This window comes from Pseudomonas sp. LBUM1660 (assembly GCF_059695935.1).
Genome location: NZ_CP166795.1, coordinates 5,482,749 through 5,502,004 on the forward strand (window position 1 = coordinate 5,482,749; position 19,256 = coordinate 5,502,004).

The 19,256-nt window shown below is 59.8% G+C and carries 19 protein-coding genes; 7 read left to right on the top strand and 12 right to left on the bottom strand.

Translation table 11 applies throughout. The annotated features are described in order from the left end of the window. The first annotated feature begins 130 nt into the window (after positions 1-130). Positions 131-1,369, top strand: coding sequence for an MFS transporter (locus tag ACA068_RS25440; protein ID WP_497305609.1), 1,239 nt, complete (start codon positions 131-133; stop codon positions 1,367-1,369). Here ACA068_RS25440 and ACA068_RS25445 read toward each other — a convergent pair. From ACA068_RS25445 to ACA068_RS25465, 5 genes are all read right to left on the bottom strand, one after another. After that, positions 1,366-3,567, bottom strand: coding sequence for a xanthine dehydrogenase family protein molybdopterin-binding subunit (locus tag ACA068_RS25445; RefSeq protein WP_497305611.1), 2,202 nt, complete (start codon positions 3,565-3,567; stop codon positions 1,366-1,368). The two genes, ACA068_RS25440 and ACA068_RS25445, sit on opposite strands and share 4 nt — an antisense overlap. After that, a complete protein-coding gene (locus ACA068_RS25450; RefSeq protein WP_497305613.1) occupies positions 3,567-4,553 on the bottom strand; it encodes an FAD binding domain-containing protein in 987 nt (328 codons plus the stop codon). The genes ACA068_RS25445 and ACA068_RS25450 overlap by 1 nt, the downstream gene beginning before the upstream one ends. Next, positions 4,550-5,080, bottom strand: coding sequence for a (2Fe-2S)-binding protein (locus ACA068_RS25455; protein WP_497305615.1), 531 nt, complete (start codon positions 5,078-5,080; stop codon positions 4,550-4,552). The genes ACA068_RS25450 and ACA068_RS25455 overlap by 4 nt, the downstream gene beginning before the upstream one ends. 281 nt (positions 5,081-5,361) lie before the next feature. Continuing rightward, positions 5,362-5,913 carry a DJ-1 family glyoxalase III gene (locus tag ACA068_RS25460; RefSeq protein ID WP_497305617.1) on the bottom strand — a complete coding sequence of 184 codons (552 nt, stop codon included), beginning with the start codon at positions 5,911-5,913 and terminating at the stop codon, positions 5,362-5,364. Between the two features lie 67 nt (positions 5,914-5,980). Further along, positions 5,981-6,436, bottom strand: a complete 456-nt coding sequence (locus ACA068_RS25465; protein WP_497305619.1) for a DUF4879 domain-containing protein — start codon at positions 6,434-6,436, stop codon at positions 5,981-5,983. Positions 6,437-6,650: 214 nt separating this feature from the next. On the opposite strand from ACA068_RS25465, the gene ACA068_RS25470 reads away from it, so the two are divergent. Further along, a complete protein-coding gene (locus tag ACA068_RS25470) occupies positions 6,651-7,946 on the top strand; it encodes an NCS2 family permease (protein ID WP_403102479.1) in 1,296 nt (431 codons plus the stop codon). Then, complete coding sequence (trmA, locus tag ACA068_RS25475; protein WP_497305621.1) at positions 7,943-9,022, top strand: tRNA (uridine(54)-C5)-methyltransferase TrmA; 1,080 nt, start codon at positions 7,943-7,945, stop codon at positions 9,020-9,022. Before ACA068_RS25470 ends, trmA begins: the two co-directional genes overlap by 4 nt. Before the next feature lie 54 nt (positions 9,023-9,076). On the opposite strand, the gene ACA068_RS25480 is transcribed toward trmA, so the two are convergent. From ACA068_RS25480 to ACA068_RS25490, 3 genes are all read right to left on the bottom strand, one after another. After that, positions 9,077-9,523 (bottom strand): DUF2442 domain-containing protein, encoded by a 447-nt coding sequence (locus ACA068_RS25480; protein WP_497305623.1) that lies wholly within the window; start codon positions 9,521-9,523, stop codon positions 9,077-9,079. Continuing rightward, on the bottom strand, positions 9,520-9,948 hold the full coding sequence (locus tag ACA068_RS25485; RefSeq protein WP_497305625.1) for a DUF4160 domain-containing protein: 429 nt from the start codon (positions 9,946-9,948) through the stop codon (positions 9,520-9,522). Before ACA068_RS25485 ends, ACA068_RS25480 begins: the two co-directional genes overlap by 4 nt. Positions 9,949-10,158: 210 nt before the next feature. Then, entirely contained in the window at positions 10,159-10,365 is a 207-nt protein-coding gene (locus ACA068_RS25490) for a tautomerase family protein (protein ID WP_094470523.1), read from the bottom strand. A 111-nt stretch (positions 10,366-10,476) separates the two neighbouring features. Here ACA068_RS25490 and ACA068_RS25495 point away from each other — a divergent pair, with 111 nt between their 5' ends. From ACA068_RS25495 to ACA068_RS25505, 3 genes are all read left to right on the top strand, one after another. Further along, complete coding sequence (locus tag ACA068_RS25495; RefSeq protein ID WP_497305627.1) at positions 10,477-11,388, top strand: LysR family transcriptional regulator; 912 nt, start codon at positions 10,477-10,479, stop codon at positions 11,386-11,388. A gap of 141 nt (positions 11,389-11,529) precedes the next feature. After that, the gene (gene aroQ, locus ACA068_RS25500) at positions 11,530-11,970 is read left to right on the top strand and encodes a type II 3-dehydroquinate dehydratase (protein ID WP_497305629.1); all 441 of its coding nucleotides are present in this window, start codon (positions 11,530-11,532) and stop codon (positions 11,968-11,970) included. A 5-nt stretch (positions 11,971-11,975) separates the two neighbouring features. Further along, the gene (locus ACA068_RS25505) at positions 11,976-12,830 is read left to right on the top strand and encodes a shikimate dehydrogenase (RefSeq protein ID WP_497305630.1); all 855 of its coding nucleotides are present in this window, start codon (positions 11,976-11,978) and stop codon (positions 12,828-12,830) included. A gap of 71 nt (positions 12,831-12,901) precedes the next feature. Here the strand turns inward: ACA068_RS25505 and ACA068_RS25510 are convergent, their stop codons facing one another. Then, positions 12,902-13,579, bottom strand: a complete 678-nt coding sequence (locus ACA068_RS25510) for a TetR/AcrR family transcriptional regulator (RefSeq protein ID WP_497305632.1) — start codon at positions 13,577-13,579, stop codon at positions 12,902-12,904. Positions 13,580-13,681: 102 nt separating this feature from the next. Next, the gene (gene quiC / locus ACA068_RS25515) at positions 13,682-15,583 is read right to left on the bottom strand and encodes a 3-dehydroshikimate dehydratase QuiC (protein ID WP_497305634.1); all 1,902 of its coding nucleotides are present in this window, start codon (positions 15,581-15,583) and stop codon (positions 13,682-13,684) included. Positions 15,584-15,970: 387 nt separating this feature from the next. Between quiC and ACA068_RS25520 the strand changes: the two genes are divergently transcribed. Continuing rightward, positions 15,971-17,272 (top strand): MFS transporter, encoded by a 1,302-nt coding sequence (locus ACA068_RS25520; RefSeq protein WP_497305636.1) that lies wholly within the window; start codon positions 15,971-15,973, stop codon positions 17,270-17,272. 49 nt (positions 17,273-17,321) lie between these two features. On the opposite strand, the gene ACA068_RS25525 is transcribed toward ACA068_RS25520, so the two are convergent. Further along, entirely contained in the window at positions 17,322-18,200 is an 879-nt protein-coding gene (locus ACA068_RS25525) for a DMT family transporter (protein WP_497305638.1), read from the bottom strand. Positions 18,201-18,444: 244 nt separating this feature from the next. After that, the gene (locus ACA068_RS25530) at positions 18,445-19,221 is read right to left on the bottom strand and encodes an IclR family transcriptional regulator (RefSeq protein ID WP_497305640.1); all 777 of its coding nucleotides are present in this window, start codon (positions 19,219-19,221) and stop codon (positions 18,445-18,447) included. Positions 19,222-19,256: the final 35 nt, after the last annotated feature.

Consider the following 19,256-nt stretch of genomic DNA (forward strand, 5'->3'; position numbering starts at 1 on the left):
TCGCTCCCACAGGGGAATGTCGGTGTTTTTGGAGATCGGTGTCTAGCTAACTAAATTTGCCCAGCCTGCAACTTCTGGTTACAGGTTGGTGATAATCTCGACCCTCCCCTCGCTCAAGACCTGCCCTCAGATGCCCAGCCAAGCGCCCTTGCTGTTACGCCATCACCGCCCTTTTATCGCGTTCTGGCTGGCTCGGGTGTTTACCGCCAGCGGTTTTCAGATGCTCACCGTGGCCATCGGCTGGAATCTGTATCAATTGACCGGCAATGTGCTCGACCTGGGTCTGGTGGGCTTGGTGGAATTTGCCCCGCGGGTGCTGTTCATGCTGCACACAGGGCATGTCGCGGACCGCTATGACCGGCGCAAGGTCGCGGCGATCTGCCAGTCTCTGCAAGCGTTGATTGCCCTGTCCCTGGCCATCGGCAGCGCGACCGACCATGTCACCCGAGAGATGATCTTCATCCTCGCATTCCTGCTGGGTGCTGCGCGCTCCTTCGAGATGCCGACCACCCAGGCCTTGCTGCCAAGCATCGTGCCCAGCGCGCTGTTCCCCCGCGCCGTCGCCGCCGCGCAGTCGGCTCAACAATCCGCCACCATCGTCGCCCCGGCCCTGGGTGGTTTGCTCTATGCCTTCGGCAGCGTCTGGGTGTATGGCCCGACTGTGATCCTCTACCTCATTGCCTGCTTGTTGATGCTCAACCTGCCGGCCCGGCAAACGCCGCTGAACAAGGGCAAGGCAACCCTCGATTCGTTGCTCGCGGGTATCCGCTTCATTCGCAGTCGCCCGGACATTCTCGGGGCGATATCCCTGGATCTGTTTGCAGTATTGCTCGGCGGTGCGACGGCGCTGCTGCCCGTGTTTGCCAAGGACATCCTGTTGACCGGACCCTGGGGCCTGGGCCTGTTGCGCTCAGCCCCGGCCGTCGGCGCGCTGCTGATGTCGCTGTACCTGGCGCGATTTGCCGTGGAGCGCAAAGTCGGGCGGGTGATGTTCACGGCCGTCGGTGTGTTCGGCGTCGCGACCATCGCGTTCGGCCTCTCGACTTCCTTCTGGTTTTCCCTGGCCGTTCTGGTGGTGTTGGGCGCAGCGGACATGATCAGCATGGTGATCCGCGCCTCCTTCGTGCAATTGGAAACCCCGGACGAAATGCGCGGCCGAGTCAGCGCCGTAAATGGTTTGTTCATCGGCGCATCGAACCAGTTGGGCGAATTCGAATCTGGCCTCACCGCCCATTGGTTCGGCACCGTGCCAGCGGTGGTCATGGGCGGTATCGGTACGCTGGTGGTGACCGGGGCGTGGATCAAACTGTTCCCGACCCTGGCCAACCGCGACCGCATGCATGTGCCGGTGGAAGAAGCCAAGGTCTAAAGCAGTTTGTCGAGGGTGATGGGGAAGTCCCGCACCCGCTTGCCGGTGGCGTGATAAATGGCATTCGCCACCGCCGCCGCAACCCCGACGATGCCGATTTCGCCTACCCCCTTGGAGCCGAGGGCGTTGACGATCTCGTCGCGTTCTTCGACAAACAGCACATCAATGTCGCCGATGTCGGCGTTTACCGGGATGTGGTACTCGGCCAGGCTGTGGTTCATGTGACGACCCAGCGCATGGTCGGTTTGCGTCTCCTCGTGCAGCGCCATGCCGATACCCCACACCACGCCACCGAGAATCTGGCTGCGGGCCATTTTCGGGTTGACCACCCGGCCTGCGGCAATGGCGCTGACCACCCGGCTCACCTTCACCGTGCCCAAATCCTCATCCACCAGCACCTCGACGAACACGGCCGAGTGGGTCGCGGTGGCGTAGGCTTCGCGTTTTTTGTCGGGCTCGGCGTCTACTTGAACCTCAATCACATCTTCGCCGCTGTTCCGGGCTAAATCAGACAGCTTTATCCGCGCGTCACCGAATGACAGCTGTCCTTCTTCGAAAACCGACTGCTCAGAGGTCACGCCACTGAATGCAGGACACGTTTGCCGCGCCACAGCGAGCAGTTTTTCCTTCAGCGCTTCACAGGCTTGCTGCACGGCAGTGCCGACCGACGAAACCGTGAACGATCCGCCCTGCAATGGCGCGGTCGGTAATGAAGAGTCACCAAGGACAAAAGTGACGTCTTTCAGCGAAACGCCCGACGACTGCGCGGCGATTTGCGTCATTACCGTGTAGGTTCCGGTGCCGATGTCTGTGGTCGCGCTGCTAACCGTTAGTTTGCCGTTGTGATCGAGCGATGCCTTGGCACTGGCCTTCTGCTGCATAGCCTCCCAGACGCCTCCGGCCATGCCCCAACCGACCAATTGCCGACCGTGACGCATGCTTCGGGGTTCGGCATTGCGCTTATCCCAGCCAAAACGTTTGGCGCCTTGGGCGTAGCACTCACGCAGTTCTTTGCTGGAGTACGGTTTGTCTTCGTTCTGATTGCGTTCGGAGTAGTTGATCAAGCGCAACTGAACCGGATCGATCGCTAATGCGCACGCCAGTTCGTCCATTGCACATTCAAGTCCGATCAATCCCAGTGCCGCGCCTGGGGCACGCATGTCCAGCGGTGTGAAAACGTCCAGCGGCAGCAGTTTGTAGGTCAGCTGCACGTTGTCGCAGTGATAGAGCATGCCGCTCCACTCCACTACGTGCTCGGTGAAATCCTCGAAGCGCGAAGTCTGGCCGATGGCAGTGTGCGCGACCGCGAGCAACCGACCATTGGCCGCCGCGCCCAATTGCAAGCGCTGCAAGGTGCGTGGGCGATAGCCGAAAGTGAACATCTGCTGGCGCGTCAACGTCACGCGCACCGAACGTTTGAGCTCCAGCGCCGCCATCACAGCCAAGGGCAATTGATACTGCGGACGCAAGCCCGAACCGAATGCACCGCCCACATAGGCAGCGAAAACTCTGACCTGCTCCTTCTCAAGCCCGAAGACCTTTTGCACATAGGACTGACAGTTCTGCGGGCCTTGGGTCTTGTCGTGGATATGCAGACTGCCATCGGCCTGATACAGCACCGTGCTGGCGTGGGCTTCCATCGGGTTGTGGTGTTCGATCGGGGTGCTGTAGTTCAGATCCAGACTCATGGCCGCGCCGGCAAACTCAGCCTGAAAATTCCCACGTGGCTTGGGCAATTCGGCCGGTGCGGTATGGGCTTCGCCTTGCAGCGATAGCAGATCGGTCTGATGAGACGCGGCTTCGTATTCAATCTTTATCAACGAACCTGCATGGCGCGCCAGCTCAAGGTTATCCGCGACGACGAGTGCCAGTGGCTGGCCGCTGTACAGGACCCGATCGTTGTACAACGGGCGAAACGGCGAACCTTCGGCCGAGTCAGCGTCTTCGTAATCTTTGTCGTAATTGGCGATTCTCGGGCGATTGTTGTGATCAATCACCGCTACCACGCCAGGCAGCGCCAGCGCCTCGGATGCGTCGATGCTGACCACGCGACCGCTGGCAATGTTGCTCGAAACGACGCTGCCGTGCAGCAAGCCTTCCTCGGGAAACTCACCGGCGTAGCGGGCCTGGCCGGTGACTTTGAGCTGGCCGTCGACCCGATCCAGCGATTGGCCCATGGGTTTGGTGAAGGTGTTCATCAGGCGTGTCCTCCCAGCGCGGCATCACTCAGGGCGCGGACAATGGCTCGGCGCGCCAGTTTGACTTTAAAGGCGTTATGTTCGAGCGGTTCGGCGTTTTGCAGCAAAGCGTCGGCGGCGGCGCCGAAAGTTTCGCGGCTGACCGCTTTGCCCACCAGCCAGTTTTCGACGGTTTTGTCGCGCCAGGGTTTGTGCGCTACACCGCCGAGGACCAGCCGAGCTTCACGAATGATCGGCCCGGTCATTTCCAGCGCAGCAGCCACCGAGACCAGTGCAAAGGCATACGACGCACGATCTCGAATCTTCAAGTAATGGCTGTACTCGGCAAAACCGGCGGAGGGTAACTCGATGGCAATGATCAGTTCATCGTCGGCCAGTTGGTTGTCGCGCTCCGGCGTATCGCCGGGCAAACGATGGAAGTCGGCGAACTCGATGGTCCGCGCACCGCCGCGACCTTGCACGTGGACCACGGCTTCCAGCGCGGCCAAAGCAACGCACATGTCGGACGGATGAGTGGCGACGCACTGCGCACTGGCGCCAAGGATCGCGTGAATTCGGTTCAGCCCCTCCCGCGCCGGACAGCCGCTGCCGGGTTCGCGTTTGTTGCACGGCACGCTGGCATCGTAGAAGTAATAGCAGCGCGTGCGTTGCAGCAGATTGCCGCCGGTGCTGGCCATGTTGCGCAACTGCGGTGAAGCGCCAGCCAAAATGGCTTGGGACAACAGCGGGTAACGCTGTTCAATCAACGGGTGCCAGGCCAGATCAGCGTTGCTGACCAGGGCGCCGATCATCAATCCGCCTTTGGTCGTTTCGGTGACTTCGCGTAATGGCAAACCGGTGATGTCGATCAAGTGCTCGGGGCGGGTGAGGTTTTCCTTCATCAAATCCAGCAGATTCGTACCGCCAGCGATGAAGCGCGATGCCGGGCCGGCGAGATGAACCGCGTCCTGCACCGAATCCGGCTTGCTGTAATGGAAAGGGTTCATTGGCCACCGCCTTGCCCAAGTTGACGGCAGACTGGGAGCGCCTCCTCGATGGCGTCGCGGATGTTGTTGTAGGCGCCACAACGACAGAGGTTGCCGCTCATCAGCTCTTGAATTTGTTCAGTGGTTTGCGCCCGACCTTCGTTGACCAAACCCACCGCCGAGCAGATCTGCCCTGGCGTGCAATAGCCGCATTGAAAGGCATCGTGTTTGATGAAGGCTTGCTGCATCGGATGCAGTTCGTCGCCATTGGCCAATCCTTCAATGGTGGTCAACTCGGCACCGTCGCACATCACCGCCAACGTCAGACAAGCGTTAACCCGTTTGCCGTTGAGCAATACCGTGCAGGCACCGCACTGGCCGTGATCACAGCCTTTTTTCGTGCCGATCAGGTCCAGTTGCTCACGCAGTAGGTCCAGCAACGTGATCCAGGGCAGGATCTCAAGATGACGATCCTGGCCGTTGAGGGACAGGCGTAACGGATGACGTGCGAAAGACGGCTGCGCCGCCTCGGGAGTGGTCGCGCTCATAAACACCTCACGGTTGGTCGTACATTCGCGGCGTTTTGGCAAACCGCCGTCATAAGGGGTACGACTTCGGGGTGGGATGAGCGTTCAAGGGAATTGATGGGCGTGGAAAAAGGGTATGTAGCAGCTGGCGAAGCCTGCGTTCGGCTGCGAAGCGGCCGTAAGATCTGCCAACTTGGTCTACCTGATACAACACGGTGGCTAATCTCACGACTGCTTCGCAGCCGAACGCAGGCTTCGCCAGCTGCTACAAGGATCGCGCAACGGCAAAAGAATATGAACGGCTATACCACCAACTCCCCCGCCACTGCCGCCCGCGTGGCTTTACCGCAGAGTTGTTCCACCAGCGTCAGGGCAAATTCGAGCGCCGCACCCGCACCTTGAGCGGTGATGCAATTGCCGTCGACCACTACGGGTTGGTCGACAAAGTTGCAACCCGAGAGTTGATGGCTGGCTGATGGCAGGCAGGTCATGCGCCGCTGACGCAGAACGCCGAAGGTTTGCAGCGCCAGCGCCGGAGATTCGGCGATGCCGGCAAACAAGCGTCCGGCAGCCGCCTGATCCTTGATGAGTTGCAATAGAGGCTGATGGGCGGCGAGATGTTGCGAGCCAACTTCTCCGCCGGGCAGAGCGATCAGGTCGAATGGCTGAGCCAGTAAATCCACCAACATCGCATCGGCAGTCACGCGGGTACCACGGGCACAAGTAAGCATGCGCCGGCCCTCGATGCTCGCCACCACCACTTCAACCTTGGCGCGTCGCAGTACATCGATCAGGGTCACGGTTTGCAGGTCGTCGATGCCCTCGGCGAGGGTAATCAAAGCTCTAAAGGTCATGGGCGCGGTCCACAGAATGATCTTTAAAGCGTAGTCAGCTTTCCTGACCCTTGTCCGAGCGCAGCCGTTACTTGATGTAAAGCTGCGTCGACATCGTGTTGCCCGGGGCATTGATTGAGGTGTTGCTGAACGTGAAGATCCCGTCCTGCTTGCCCGCAAGATTGAAGATATACAGATAGCCGATGGTTTTTTCTCCGGGCGTGCACTCCTTCAGATTGCCGGTTTGATAGGCACACACGGGCGTCCGGGTGCCGTCTACCTCAAAACCATCCAGCGCGACATGCGGGTCACGACCATAGCCAATCTCCAGAACGTAGACTTTGATGCTCGGACCACTGTGGTCGCAGCTCGTCTGCTCCTGTTTCTCGACAATGTTTTCATAACCACAGCCGGGCGATTCCACTTTGACCACTTTCACCTGACTCAACGGCGGCGCCATCGCCGCCGAGGCAGTTTGCGCCCCCAGCCACACCGCCATCGCGACGCCAATCACCGCAACCCCACGCTTCCTAATGCAATTCATAACGCCCCCCAAAACCAGCGCGCAGTATGGCTCACTTCGCTTTAGCGCAAAACATCGACGACGATCGCAGCCATAAGCAGCCATAGCCCCACGCTGCTGGTATGATGCGCGGCTTTTTCCGGCCCACAGAAAATGACCAGGCGCTATCAGCGGTCTGTGCTTTGCTGTTGAGGTCAATACATTCACGGCGCCGGGCGCGCCACGGGGGGCAGACATGCTGGAAAGGCTGTTTCAACTCAAGGCACACAACACCAACGTGCGGACCGAGATTCTGGCGGGCGTCACGACCTTTTTGGCCATGGCCTACATTCTGTTCGTCAACCCGAGCATCCTCGGCGAGACCGGCATGGACAAGGGCGCGGTGTTTGTCGCGACCTGTCTGGCGGCAGCCATCGGCTCCACGGTGATGGGCCTGATCGCCAACTACCCGATCGCGCTTGCGCCGGGCATGGGCCTGAACGCCTTCTTCACCTACACCGTGGTCCTGCACATGGGCCACACCTGGCAAGTGGCGCTGGGGGCGGTGTTCATCTCGGCGGTGCTGTTCTTCCTGTTGTCGATCTTCCGCATCCGCGAATGGATCATCAACAGCATCCCTCTGCCGCTGCGTTCGGCGATTGCCGCCGGTATCGGTCTGTTCCTGGCGCTGATTGCCCTGCATAACGCCGGCATCGTGGTCAGCAACCCAGCGACCATGGTCGGCCTCGGTGACTTGAAACAACCGGCACCGATCCTCGCGACCCTCGGCTTTGCCCTGATCGTGGCGCTTGAAGCGCTCGCCATACGCGGCGCGGTGCTGATCGGCATTCTGGTCGTGACCATCGCGTCCATCGCATTGGGCTTCACGCCGTTCGGCGGCGTGATGTCGATGCCACCGTCCCTGGCGCCGACCTTCCTGCAACTGGACATCAAAGGTGCGCTGGACATCGGCCTGGTCAGCGTGATTTTCGCTTTCCTGTTCGTCGACCTGTTCGACAACTCCGGCACCCTGATCGGCGTCGCCAAGCGCGCCGGCCTGATGGGCAAGGACGGCCACATGCCGAAAATGGGCCGCGCCCTGATCGCCGACAGCACCGCAGCCATGGCCGGTTCGCTGCTCGGTACATCGACCACCACCAGCTACATCGAATCCGCCGCTGGCGTGAGTGCCGGTGGCCGCACCGGCCTGACGGCCGTTGTGGTGGCGATTCTGTTCCTGCTGGCGCTGTTCTTCTCGCCATTGGCCGCCAGCGTTCCGGCGTTCGCCACCGCCCCGGCGCTGCTGTTCGTCGCGGTGTTGATGACATCCGGCCTGGCCGAAATAGACTGGGACGACATCACCGTCGCCGCACCGGTCGTAATCACCGCCCTGGCCATGCCGTTCACGTATTCCATCGCCAACGGCATCGCCTTCGGTTTCATCTCCTGGACCGCGATCAAGTTGCTGTCCGGCCGCGGCCGTGAGCTGAACCCGGCGCTGGTGATTCTTTCGATTCTGTTCGTGATCAAGTTGGGTTGGTTCAACGCATGACTTTTGATTCCCAGGCCTACGCTGTTCAGCTCGAAGAAAAGGTCACGCGCCTGCGCGACCTGCTGGCGCCGTTCGATGCACCAGAACCTGCGGTGTTTGACTCGCCACTGAAAAATTTCCGCCTGCGTGCCGAATTCCGCCTGTGGCGTGAAGCCGGCGATCGTCACTACGCGATGTTTTCCCAGGAAGACAAACGCACGCCGATCCTGATCGAAGAGTTCCCGATCGCCAGCCTGCGCATCAATGAACTGATGCCGCAGCTCAAGGCGGCCTGGAAGGCAAGTGCGGCGCTGAGCCACAAGCTGTTCCAGGTGGAGTTTCTGACCACCCTGGCCGGCGATGCGATGATCACCCTGTGCTATCACCGCCCGCTGGACGAACACTGGCACGCGGCGGCGTCGAAACTGGCCGCTGACCTGAACGTCAGCGTTATCGGTCGTTCGAAAGGCAAACGCGAAGTGATCGGCCAGGATTACGTGGTCGAGAAACTGGACGTCGGTGACCGCACGTTCAGCTACCGCCAGCCCGAAGGTGCATTCACCCAGCCCAACGGCACGGTGAACCAGAAGATGCTCAACTGGGCTTACGACGCCCTCGGCGATCGCCCGGACGATTTGCTGGAGCTGTATTGCGGCAACGGCAACTTCACCCTGCCGCTGGCGACCCGCGTACGCAAAGTGCTGGCCACCGAAATCAGCAAGACTTCGGTGAACGCGGCGCTGAGCAACCTCAGCGAAAACGCTGTGGATAACGTCACCCTGGTGCGGTTGTCCGCAGAAGAGCTGACCGAAGCCCTGAACGAAGTCCGCCCGTTCCGACGCCTGCACGGCATCGACCTGAAGAGCTACGAATTCGGTAGCGTCTTCGTCGACCCGCCTCGCGCCGGCATGGACCCGGACACCTGCGAGCTGACCCGGCGCTTCGACAACATCCTCTACATCTCCTGCAACCCGGAAACCCTGGCGGCCAACATCGCCCAGTTGCACGACACCCATCGCATCACCCAGTGCGCGATGTTCGACCAGTTTCCGTGGACACATCACATGGAATCCGGGGTGTTGCTGACGCGTCGCTGAAGGTAAGTCGCTTAGACAAATCAGCCGTCATCACGACGGCTTTTTTGTGGGTGCTCAATCGGTGACATCTGCCTTGCGCGGACGCCCGCCTTTACGGCCATTAGCCCGCGCAGCCTCTGCTTTGGCGGCGCTGCTTTGGCGACCATTGCGCGAGGCGATGACCGAGGCAGCCATGTCCATCAAAGGCTTGCTCGCCGAAATCATCCCGGCGATGGACACGTGCAGATCCTTGCCGTCATGGCACAGGGCGGTTCCGGAAAAGCCGACTTTCAGATCTGCGAAATCCTCGACGTCGAAATCATCAAATTCCGGATAGTGCTGCACGGGCAGTAGCACGCCACTGCCATCAATGAAACTGACCGCCAGACAAGGTTCCACAAACGTCACCGAAGTAGCCTGCAATCCGCTTTTTTGGCGCACTTGCCCACGCTGGATGGCTTCATCCAGCACTGCCTCGGTGACGGGCCGATCCGCCAGCATGCCTGCCTGTATCGTTTTCATAGTTGGATCTCCACACCCTCAGGAACGCCGATCAGCGCCAGCAGGGTCTTGTTCGTCTCGGGTTCATAGCAAGCCGAGCCAATCATCCAGGCCGTACTCGCAATCCTTTTTACCACCACGACTTCGCTGGTCTGCCAGTCCCACATCTGATGATCAAGACACACCGTGTGCAGCTTGCCCCACCAGATGGCTCGGGCGCGGCGCAAGTGGGCGGGTTGACCGAGTGCCTGACGCAATCCTTCCAGCACTGCCACAGGCGGTCGATTTGAATGAGGAACCACATCCCACAGCTCGACACTGTTGTGCCAAAAGCAGAATTTGAAGCGTGCGCTCCAGCTTCCGGCGTCCACATGTGCGTGCGGCGGACAGTGCTCATCACGCAACATGATCACCATTGAAAATCCTTTGTAGCTGAATAACCGCATACTAACCCATCCGTTAGGTTAACAAATCCAAAGACCCGACACTCCCTGGAAATCCGACGATTGGCTCTGCGCCAAATTGCCTTTACGCCTCAGAGACTAGCGCCAAGCCTCGCCTTGGGCGGTGGATAACTGCGCAAAATAGTAAGCAATCCTTTCGCCACGCCCACAAAAAAGCCGTCGCGAGGACGGCTCTGCGGGCTTTTCACACCATCATCCCGGCTGGTTTTTTCGATACTCGGTGGTGGTCATGCCGGCGTAACCCCAATTATCAGTGTCGACTTCCTCGATCACGATGTGGGTCAGTTTCGGATCCTTGCCGAGGACTCGCTCCAAGGTGTCGGTAATCTCGGCAATGACCTGGGCTTTCTGCTCCCGGGTGACGCCGTCACGGGTAATGCGCACGCTGACGAAAGGCATGATGCTACTCCTGGCCGGTAATCAAAGAGGACGCAGGTCAAGTAAAGCACCGCCGGGTCGATTTCATCTACAGTGGCGCAGTCCCTCATTTGATCCGCGGTGTCATCCATCATGCAGCGAGTATTCGACGATCTTCAGCTGGGCAGCATCGAACTGTTTTGCCTCGCGGCCGAGGCCGGCAGCTTTACGGCGGCCGCGTTGGTGGCCGGCGTCACCCCGGCAGCCGTGAGTCGTTCGGTGTCGCGCATGGAAGAACGCCTGGGTGTGCGGCTGTTTGCGCGCACCACCCGCAGCGTCAAGCTGACCGACAGTGGTCGCCGCTATTACGAGGAATGTCGTCAGGCCCTGGCGCAGTTGGTCGAGGCTCAGCGCGAGGTCATGGGCCAACAACAGCAACCGTCCGGCACTCTGCGCATCAGTATTCCCACGACGTATGCGCACCATCGGATCTTGCCGTTGTTGCCGGCATTCCGGGCGCGCTTTCCAGACGTAAAAGTCGAATCGCACATCAGCAATCGCAACATCGATTTCGTCGGCGAAGGCTATGACATGGCGATCCGCGTGCGGGCGATTCCGGATTCCGGCCTCATCGCCCGGCACCTTGAGGACGCCGCGCTGGTGATGATTGCCAGCCCCGATTACCTGAAGCGCGCGGGTGTCCCACAGAGTCTGGACGACCTCGCGCAGCACGAATGCATTCAATACGAATTGCCCAGCAGCGGTCGGCGCATTGCCTGGCTGTTCAACGACAACGGTGCCCTGCGGGAGATTCTTGCCGAGGGCAGGCTCAGTTGTTCTGACGACGTACTCGGCGGCGTGACCCTGGCCAAACACGGGGCGGGGCTTTTTCAAACCTACCGCTTCATCGTCGAAAACGAACTGGCCGCTGGTTCGTTGGTGGAAGTGCTCAAGCCTTATGGCGGACGTTCGCGGCCCTTCACCCTGCTCTATCCGCAGAGCCGTCATATGCCGCTGAGACTGCGGGCATTTATCGATTTTCTGGTCGAACATCTGCCGCGATAAGTAGTGCGACTGTCCGATCACCGCACACAAAACCTCAATGAAACCGCTCTTCAATTGACCGAACTAACCAGCTAGTACAATTTATCTCCACAGGCTGAACACCCCCAGCCCATTCCAAAAATAATATGTGGAGAGACTTTGATGACCCCTATCGTTCTGGTGCTCAACGGCCCGAATCTGAACCTGCTCGGCGCCCGTGAACCGGCGACTTACGGTCACGAAACCCTGGCCGATATCTCTGCACTGTGCGGACGCGCCGCCGAAGAATTCGGTCTGGCGGTGGAATTTCGCCAGACCAACCATGAAGGCGAAATGCTTGACTGGATTCACGCGGCCCGTGGCCGTTGCGCCGGGATCGTCATCAACCCGGCAGCCTGGACGCACACGTCAGTCGCGATCCGCGATGCCTTGATCGCCAGCGAATTACCGGTTGTCGAAGTCCACCTGTCCAACGTTCACGCCCGCGAACCCTTCCGGCATCACTCCTTCGTTTCCGCCATTGCCACTGCGGTGATGGCCGGTTTCGGCAGCCACGGTTATCGCCTGGCGCTGGATTATTTCAGCCAACGTTTGAAGGGGTGAACGCCGTGACTCAGAACAACGCGGTACTGGCCGGGCTGATCGGCGCCGGCATCCAGGCTTCCCGTACCCCGGCACTGCACGAGCATGAAGGTGATGCCCAGGGCTTGCGTTATCTCTATCGCCTGATCGACCTCGATCAGTTGAAACTCGACAGCAGCGCCCTGCCCGATCTGTTGATGGCCGCCGAACGCATGAACTTCACCGGCCTGAATATCACCTTCCCGTGCAAGCAAGCGATCATCCCGCTGCTCGACGAATTGTCGCCGGAAGCTCGTGGTATAGGGGCGGTGAACACCGTCGTGCTGAAGGACGGTAAACGTATCGGCCACAACACCGATTGCCTGGGTTTTGCCGAGGGTTTTCGCCGGGGCTTGAAGGACGTTGCCCGTGCGCGTGTGGTCCAGATGGGCGCTGGCGGCGCCGGTGCGGCAGTGGCCCACGCGCTGTTGAGCGAAGGCGTACAGCTGCTGAGTATTTTCGATGTGGAGATCAGTCGTGCACAGGCGCTGGCGGACAATCTCAATCAACACTTCGGCGCTGGTCGGGCCGTGGCGGGGCATGATTTGCCGAGCACGTTGGACCAAGCGGATGGGTTAGTGAACACCACGCCCATGGGCATGAAAAAACTCCCGGGCATGCCGGTGCCGGTGGAGTTGCTGCGACGTGAATTGTGGGTGGCGGAGATTGTATATTTTCCACTGGAAACGGAGCTGCTGCGTAACGCCCGAGCCTTGGGTTGCCGGACGCTGGATGGCGGCAACATGGCCGTGTTTCAGGCAGTGAAGGCGTTTGAATTGTTCAGTGGTGTGGTGCCGGATGCGCAGCGGATGTTGGCGCATTTCCAGAGCATGAATGGTTGAGAGATCGGGAGGGGCTGCTCCGCAGCCCAGCGGGGCGATGCGGCGTTCCGAGCCCTCCCCCTCGCCACAGGTCAGGCCTGCAAATACCGCAAAACCGACTCGCAGATCATCGCCCGATGACGCTGCTTGATGCTTTCGTCCGGCAAGTCGATCTGAAAGATTTCGCCGAAGGTATGGCGGTTCGACACGCGATAAAAGCAAAACGAGCTGATCAGCAGATGCACATCCAACGGCTCAAGCCCTGAGCGGAACACGCCCTCTTCGGCACCACGGCGCAAAATCACGCCCAGTGAATCGAGGATGGTGTTGTTCATCGCCTTGATCGCGCCGGAGCGCTTCACGTACTCAGCGTTGTGAATGTTCTCGATGCTGACAATGCGCACGAAATCGACGTTGCGATCATGGTGATCGAAGGTGAATTCCACCAGTCGCCGAATCGCTTCCACCGGCGCCAGTTCGGCCAGGTGCAGATGGTTTTCCGTATTGCGGATTTCGCCGTAGAGTTTCTCCAGCACCTCGACGTACAGCTGTTCCTTACTGCCGAAGTAGTAATAGATCATGCGTTTTGAGGTGTGGATGCGCTCGGCGATGGCATCGACGCGAGCACCGGAAAGCCCTTGCTGGACGAACTCGACAATCGCCTCTTGAAGGATGTTCTCGCGGGTCTTTTCCGGGTTGTTCTTGCGACTCTTGCGCGGCCCCGCAATCGGCTCGGCGGGCACTGCGGAGAGTTCTGAAGTTATCGTCATTGCGGGCTCACGGCCATCACTGCACAGGCTGGCGATTATGGGCCGCGCCGCACAGTGAAGGAAGCCGCGCGGCAGCGCTTTGTCGCCGTGTTTACGATTTTCCTACAACTTTGCCGGACGTACAGCGCCACTTCGGGATTTGGCCATGGCCGCCAGGCGCACCGCCACGTTGGCCGCGCCGTAACCGACGTAGCCCTGTTTGCGCTGGATGATTTCAAAGAAGAACCGCCCTTCGAACGGCTCGGTATAAACGTGGAACAGCTCGCCGCCCTGGGCATCGCGGTCATAAAGAACGTTGAAATACGCCAGTTCACTGAGGAATTCGTCGTCGAAATCGAACCGCGCAGCGAGATCATCGTAATAGTTGAGCGGAATATCCAGCAGCGGCACACCCGCCTCTTTGGCACGACTGACTTCGGCAAAGATGTCATCACAGTCAAACGCGATGTGATGCACGCCGGAGCCGCGATAACTCGACAGCGCGTGTGAGATTGCCGTGTTGCGGTTTTCGGAGATGTTCAGCGGCAGGCGAATCGAACTGTCACGACTGCGCAATGCTCGACTCTTCACCAAACCGTAAGGATCGGGCAACACCACTTCATCATCGGCTTCAAAATCCAGCAGGCTCTTATAGAACAGCACCCAACTGTCGAGGCTGTCAGCCGGCAACGCCATCGCCATGTGGTCGATGCGCTTGAGGCCGCCACCGGTCACGGCGGGCGGTTGCAGATTGAAATCGGTACCGTAGACATCAGCGTCCTGATCCACCAGATAAATCAGACTGCCATCCGGTGCGCGCACGGCAGCGAGTTCCAGCTCATTGGGGCCAACCAGCCCGCGATAAGGCTGGCCTTTATAGGCCACGGCCCGAGCGAGCGCACTGGCGCTGTCCTTGACCCGCACGGCGGTGGCGCACAGCGATGGGCCGTGCGCTTCGAAAAAACTGTGGGCGAACGAGTAAGGCTCGGAATTGAGGATCAGGTTGATGTCGCCCTGACGCAGCAGGCTCACGCTCTTGGAGCGATGTTGACCTGCCTTGACGAAACCCAGTCGCTCCAGCCAATGGGAGAGCTTGGCGCCAAGGCTTTCGTCCACAGCGAATTCGAGAAACTCAATGCCGTTGTATTCGCTGGCCTTGGGCGTCTCGAACAGAATGTCGAGGCTGGTCGCCAGTGTCGCTTCCTGCGCCAGACGCTGACGGGTTTTCTCCTCGAGGTACAACAACGAACGCAAACCGTCGGCGGCGTTGGCCCGAGGTGGTGCGGCGCGGAAACCGTCGTTGAAGATTTCCAGCGACAGCGGCCCGGTGTACCCACTCTTGATGATTGGCGCGAGGAAGCCCGGCAAATCAAATTCGCCCTGGCCCGGGAAGCAGCGGAAATGCCGGCTCCACTCCAGCACGTCCATCGCCAGAATCGGCGCGTCGGCCATTTGCACGAAGAAGATCTTGTCACCGGGAATATCGGCGATCGCACTCGGATCCCCCTTGAGCGACAGCGTGTGAAAGCTGTCCAGCAACACACCGAGGCTTGGGTGATCGGCCTGACGGACGATGTTCCACACCTGTTGATAGGTGTTCACATGCCGGCCCCAGGCCAGCGCTTCGTAGCCGATCCGCAGCCCGCGTGCACCGGCGTGTTCGGCCAGCAGGCGCAAATCATCGATGAGAATGCGTTCATCACCGAGGGAATCGGAGGACGCGTTACTGCACACCAGCACCAGGTCAGTGCCCAATTCCTGCATCAGGTCGAACTTGCGCTCAGCCCGTTCCAGGTTGCGATGCAAACGGTCACGGCGGCAGCCTTCAAAGTCCCGAAAGGGTTGAAACAGTGTGATCGCGATCCCGAGATCGGCGCACATCTGCTTGATTTCCCGCGGGCTGCCGTCGTAGTAAAGGAGGTCGTTCTCGAAAATCTCTACCCCGTCGAAACCGGCGGCGGCAATGGCTTCGAGTTTTTCCGGCAGGGTACCGCTCAAGGAAACGGTGGCAATGGAACGCTGCATATTTCGACTCCCGGTGGTGGAGACAATCTTGTTAAAGGCCTCGCACCCTTTTTGTAGGAGCGAAGCTTGCTCGCGAAGGCGATCTTGAGGACGCCATCGCCGGCAAGCCTGGCTCCTACAGGGATCGCGTTTTTCTTGGGGGGAATTATTGGCCTGGCGATCTCACACAGCAATTTAAAGTGTACTACCCAGTTAGTTTTGCGTGCGATTATCGAACACAATGGCTGTTGTCGAATTGACGATTTTTCGTCCACTGCCCAACATCGACTGCACATTGAGCCCGATCACACACATCGGTCTCGGTGACCAAAGAACCAGAACACCACATAAAAATAATCGGTGGCCTACATGACTCCTTCTCAAAGCTCTCCCGTGGAGCGTTCCTCCATGACTCCTGCCAGCGGCGGTATCGGCGACAAGATTCGCGGCGCCATGGCGGTCGGCAAGACCCGTTGGGGCATGCTGGCACTGGTGTTTTTTGCCACCACGCTCAACTACATCGACCGAGCCGCACTGGGCGTCATGCAGCCCATCCTCGCCAAGGAAATGAGCTGGACGGCGATGGACTACGCCAACATCAACTTCTGGTTTCAAGTCGGCTACGCCATCGGTTTTGTGCTGCAAGGCCGGTTGATCGATCGGGTCGGCGTGAAGCGGGTGTTCTTCTGCGCGGTGCTGCTCTGGAGCCTGGCGACCGGCGCCCACGGACTGGCCACGTCGGCGGTCGGCTTCATGGTCTGCCGGTTCATTCTCGGTTTGACCGAAGCCGCCAACTACCCCGCCTGCGTGAAAACCACCCGGTTGTGGTTTCCGGCCGGCGAACGCGCCGTGGCCACCGGCATCTTCAACGCCGGCACCAACGTCGGCGCGATGTTCACGCCGATGCTGCTGCCGCTGATCCTGCACGTGTGGGGCTGGCAGGCCGCGTTCCTGTGCATGGCGTCACTGGGCGGGATCTGGTTGCTGTTCTGGGGTTTGAAGTACTTCAACCCGGAAGAGCATCCGAGCGTCAAACAATCGGAACTGGACTACATCCAGAAGGAAGTCGAACCGGAACAGGCCCGCGTCCCGTTCTCGAAAATCCTGCGCATGCGTGGCACCTGGGCCTTCGCCCTCGCCTACTCCATGACCGCGCCGGTGTTCTGGTTCTACCTGTACTGGCTGCCGCCCTTTCTCAATCAGCAATACAACCTGGGGATCAACGTGACCCAGATGGGTATCCCGCTGATCATCATCTACCTGACCGCCGACTTCGGCAGCGTCGGCGGCGGGATCCTGTCCTCGTTCCTGATCGGCCGCGGCATGAACCCGATCAAGGCACGACTGATGTCCATGTTGCTGTTTGCCTGCTGCATCGTCGGTGTGATCATGGCGGCGGGCTCGGACAGTCTGTGGGTCGCGGTGTTCGCCATCTCCCTGGCCATCGGTGCGCACCAGGCCTGGACCGCCAACATCTGGAGCCTGGTGATGGACTACACGCCTAAACACATGATGAGTACGGTGTTCGGCTTCGGCGGCATGTGCGCGGCCATCGGCGGGATGTTCATGACCCAGTTGGTCGGCCACATCCTTACGGTCACCAACAACAACTACACCGTGCTGTTCACCCTGATTCCGGCGATGTACTTCATTGCCCTGACCTGGATGTACTTCATGGCACCGCGCAAGATTCCTACCGTCACCGAGTAAAATCCCCTCCTCAGGCAGGCCTGATTCCAGGCCTGTCTTTTTGCTTCTCCTACCGACGACTCTGCTGCCACGCCGCCGCCAATCCGCTGCAGCAAATCACCGCGATCCCTATCACCGTGGTCAGGGTCGGTGTGTGGGAAAACAGCAGCCAGCCCAGCAGACCGGCAAATACAATCTGGCAATAGCCGAACGGCGCCAACAACGCGGGCGCGGCGTGACGGAAGGCCTGAGTCAGAAACAGGTGCGCGGTCATCCCGCAGGTCCCCAACGCCACCATCATGAAACCATGCCCCAGGGTCGGCACTTGCCAGAAGAACGGCACAAGCGCGCTCATCACCAGGGTGTTGCACAAGCCGGCGAAGAAGTTGCTGGTGGTCGGGCTGTCGATATTGCTGAGCTTGCGGGTGAGCAACTGATAAAAGCAGAAAAACAGCGCCGAACAGAGCGGCAGCAGCACCGCCGGCGTGAACAGATCGCCACCGGGGTGGACGATGATCAACACGCCGATAAATCCGCAAATCACCGCGATCCATTGGCCACGTGTCACGCGCTCCCCCAGCAGCGGCACCGAGAGCGCAGTCACCAGAACCGGCGCAAGAAAGTTGACCGCCGTCGCTTCAGCCAACGGGATGTACTGCAGGCCGGTGGTAAAAAACAAACTGGTGCCCAACAGGCACAACGCCCTCACCAACTGCAGCATCGGTCGTTTGGTCCGTAGGACGCGCAACCCGGACTGAGGCAGAAAAATCCCGGCCATCAACAAGGTGTGCACCACATAACGAGCCCAGACCACCACCACGATCGGATAGAAGCCCGAGAGGTATTTCGAAAAGGCGTCATGGCTGGAAAACAGGAAAGTGGCGACGACAATCAGCAAAATCCCTTTGAAGGGTTGGTTGACGCCGGAGAGCGGTGTGCTGGCGGTCATGGGTATCCCTTGCGAAGTGCAACGTGTCGCGGGCGGTGAGTCCCAATAATTTAGAACCTGGTTCCAGATTCCAACACAAGCATAGGCCGAAAGCGTTCGAATACCGCACGATTTTACGGTCAATAAAGATCAACTGTGGGAGCGAGCCTGCTCGCGATGGCGGACTCAGCTTCGACATCTCCTTTGTTTGAAAGTCCGCTATCGCGAGCAGGCTCGCTCCCACAATTGAGTTGTGCTGGCTGAATTAACTGAACAACTCCGACGCCAGACTCGCCGCCTCCAATTCTTCGGTATACCTCAACAACAGCGGCGCCAATTCATGCAACCGCGCCCCCGGCATCCGCGCACTCGGCCCGGCGATGCTCAGCACGCCCATCACCCGCCCTTCCCTCGGGTGCCGCACCACCGCCGCAATCGCCGAGGTGCCCACCGCCGAGCTTTCCTCGACCCAGGCGTAACCCTGCTCCCGCGCCAGACGCAGGCGTTCCAGCAGTTCAATGTTGGAACGCGGAGCATTCGGCCCGAGGTCTTTTGGCCGCTCGCCCCCTTGGCGTTCCACCAGCGATAACGCCTCGGCATCGCTCATGCACGCCAGCCACGCATGGCCCGACGCGGTATAGAACAACGGCGCATCACGGCCCATTTCCGGGTCGTAGCGCAGGCCGGAACGGGCCCCCTGGGACTTGGCAATCCAGATCTGCCGATCACCTTCAATCACCCCAAGACGCACCAGTTCCCCAGTGTCCTGTGCCAGGCGATCCAGCACCGGCTGTACGATATCGGCGCCACTGCCCGACAGGTAACGAAACCCCATCGCCACCAGTTTGGTGGACAAGTGATATCGCAAGTTCTCTGGATTCTGCCGCACATAACCCAGCCGGATCAGCTCCGCGAGCAGACGGTGGGTTGCACTTTTAGGGATGTCCAGTTGCTCCGCGAGCACCTGCATCGGCAGACCGCGAGGGTCACTGGTGAGGCTTTCGAGCACGTTGAAGACACGTTCGATCTGACTGCCGGCCATGGGAGGTTCCACCTACAATTTGCCTGATTCTAGAA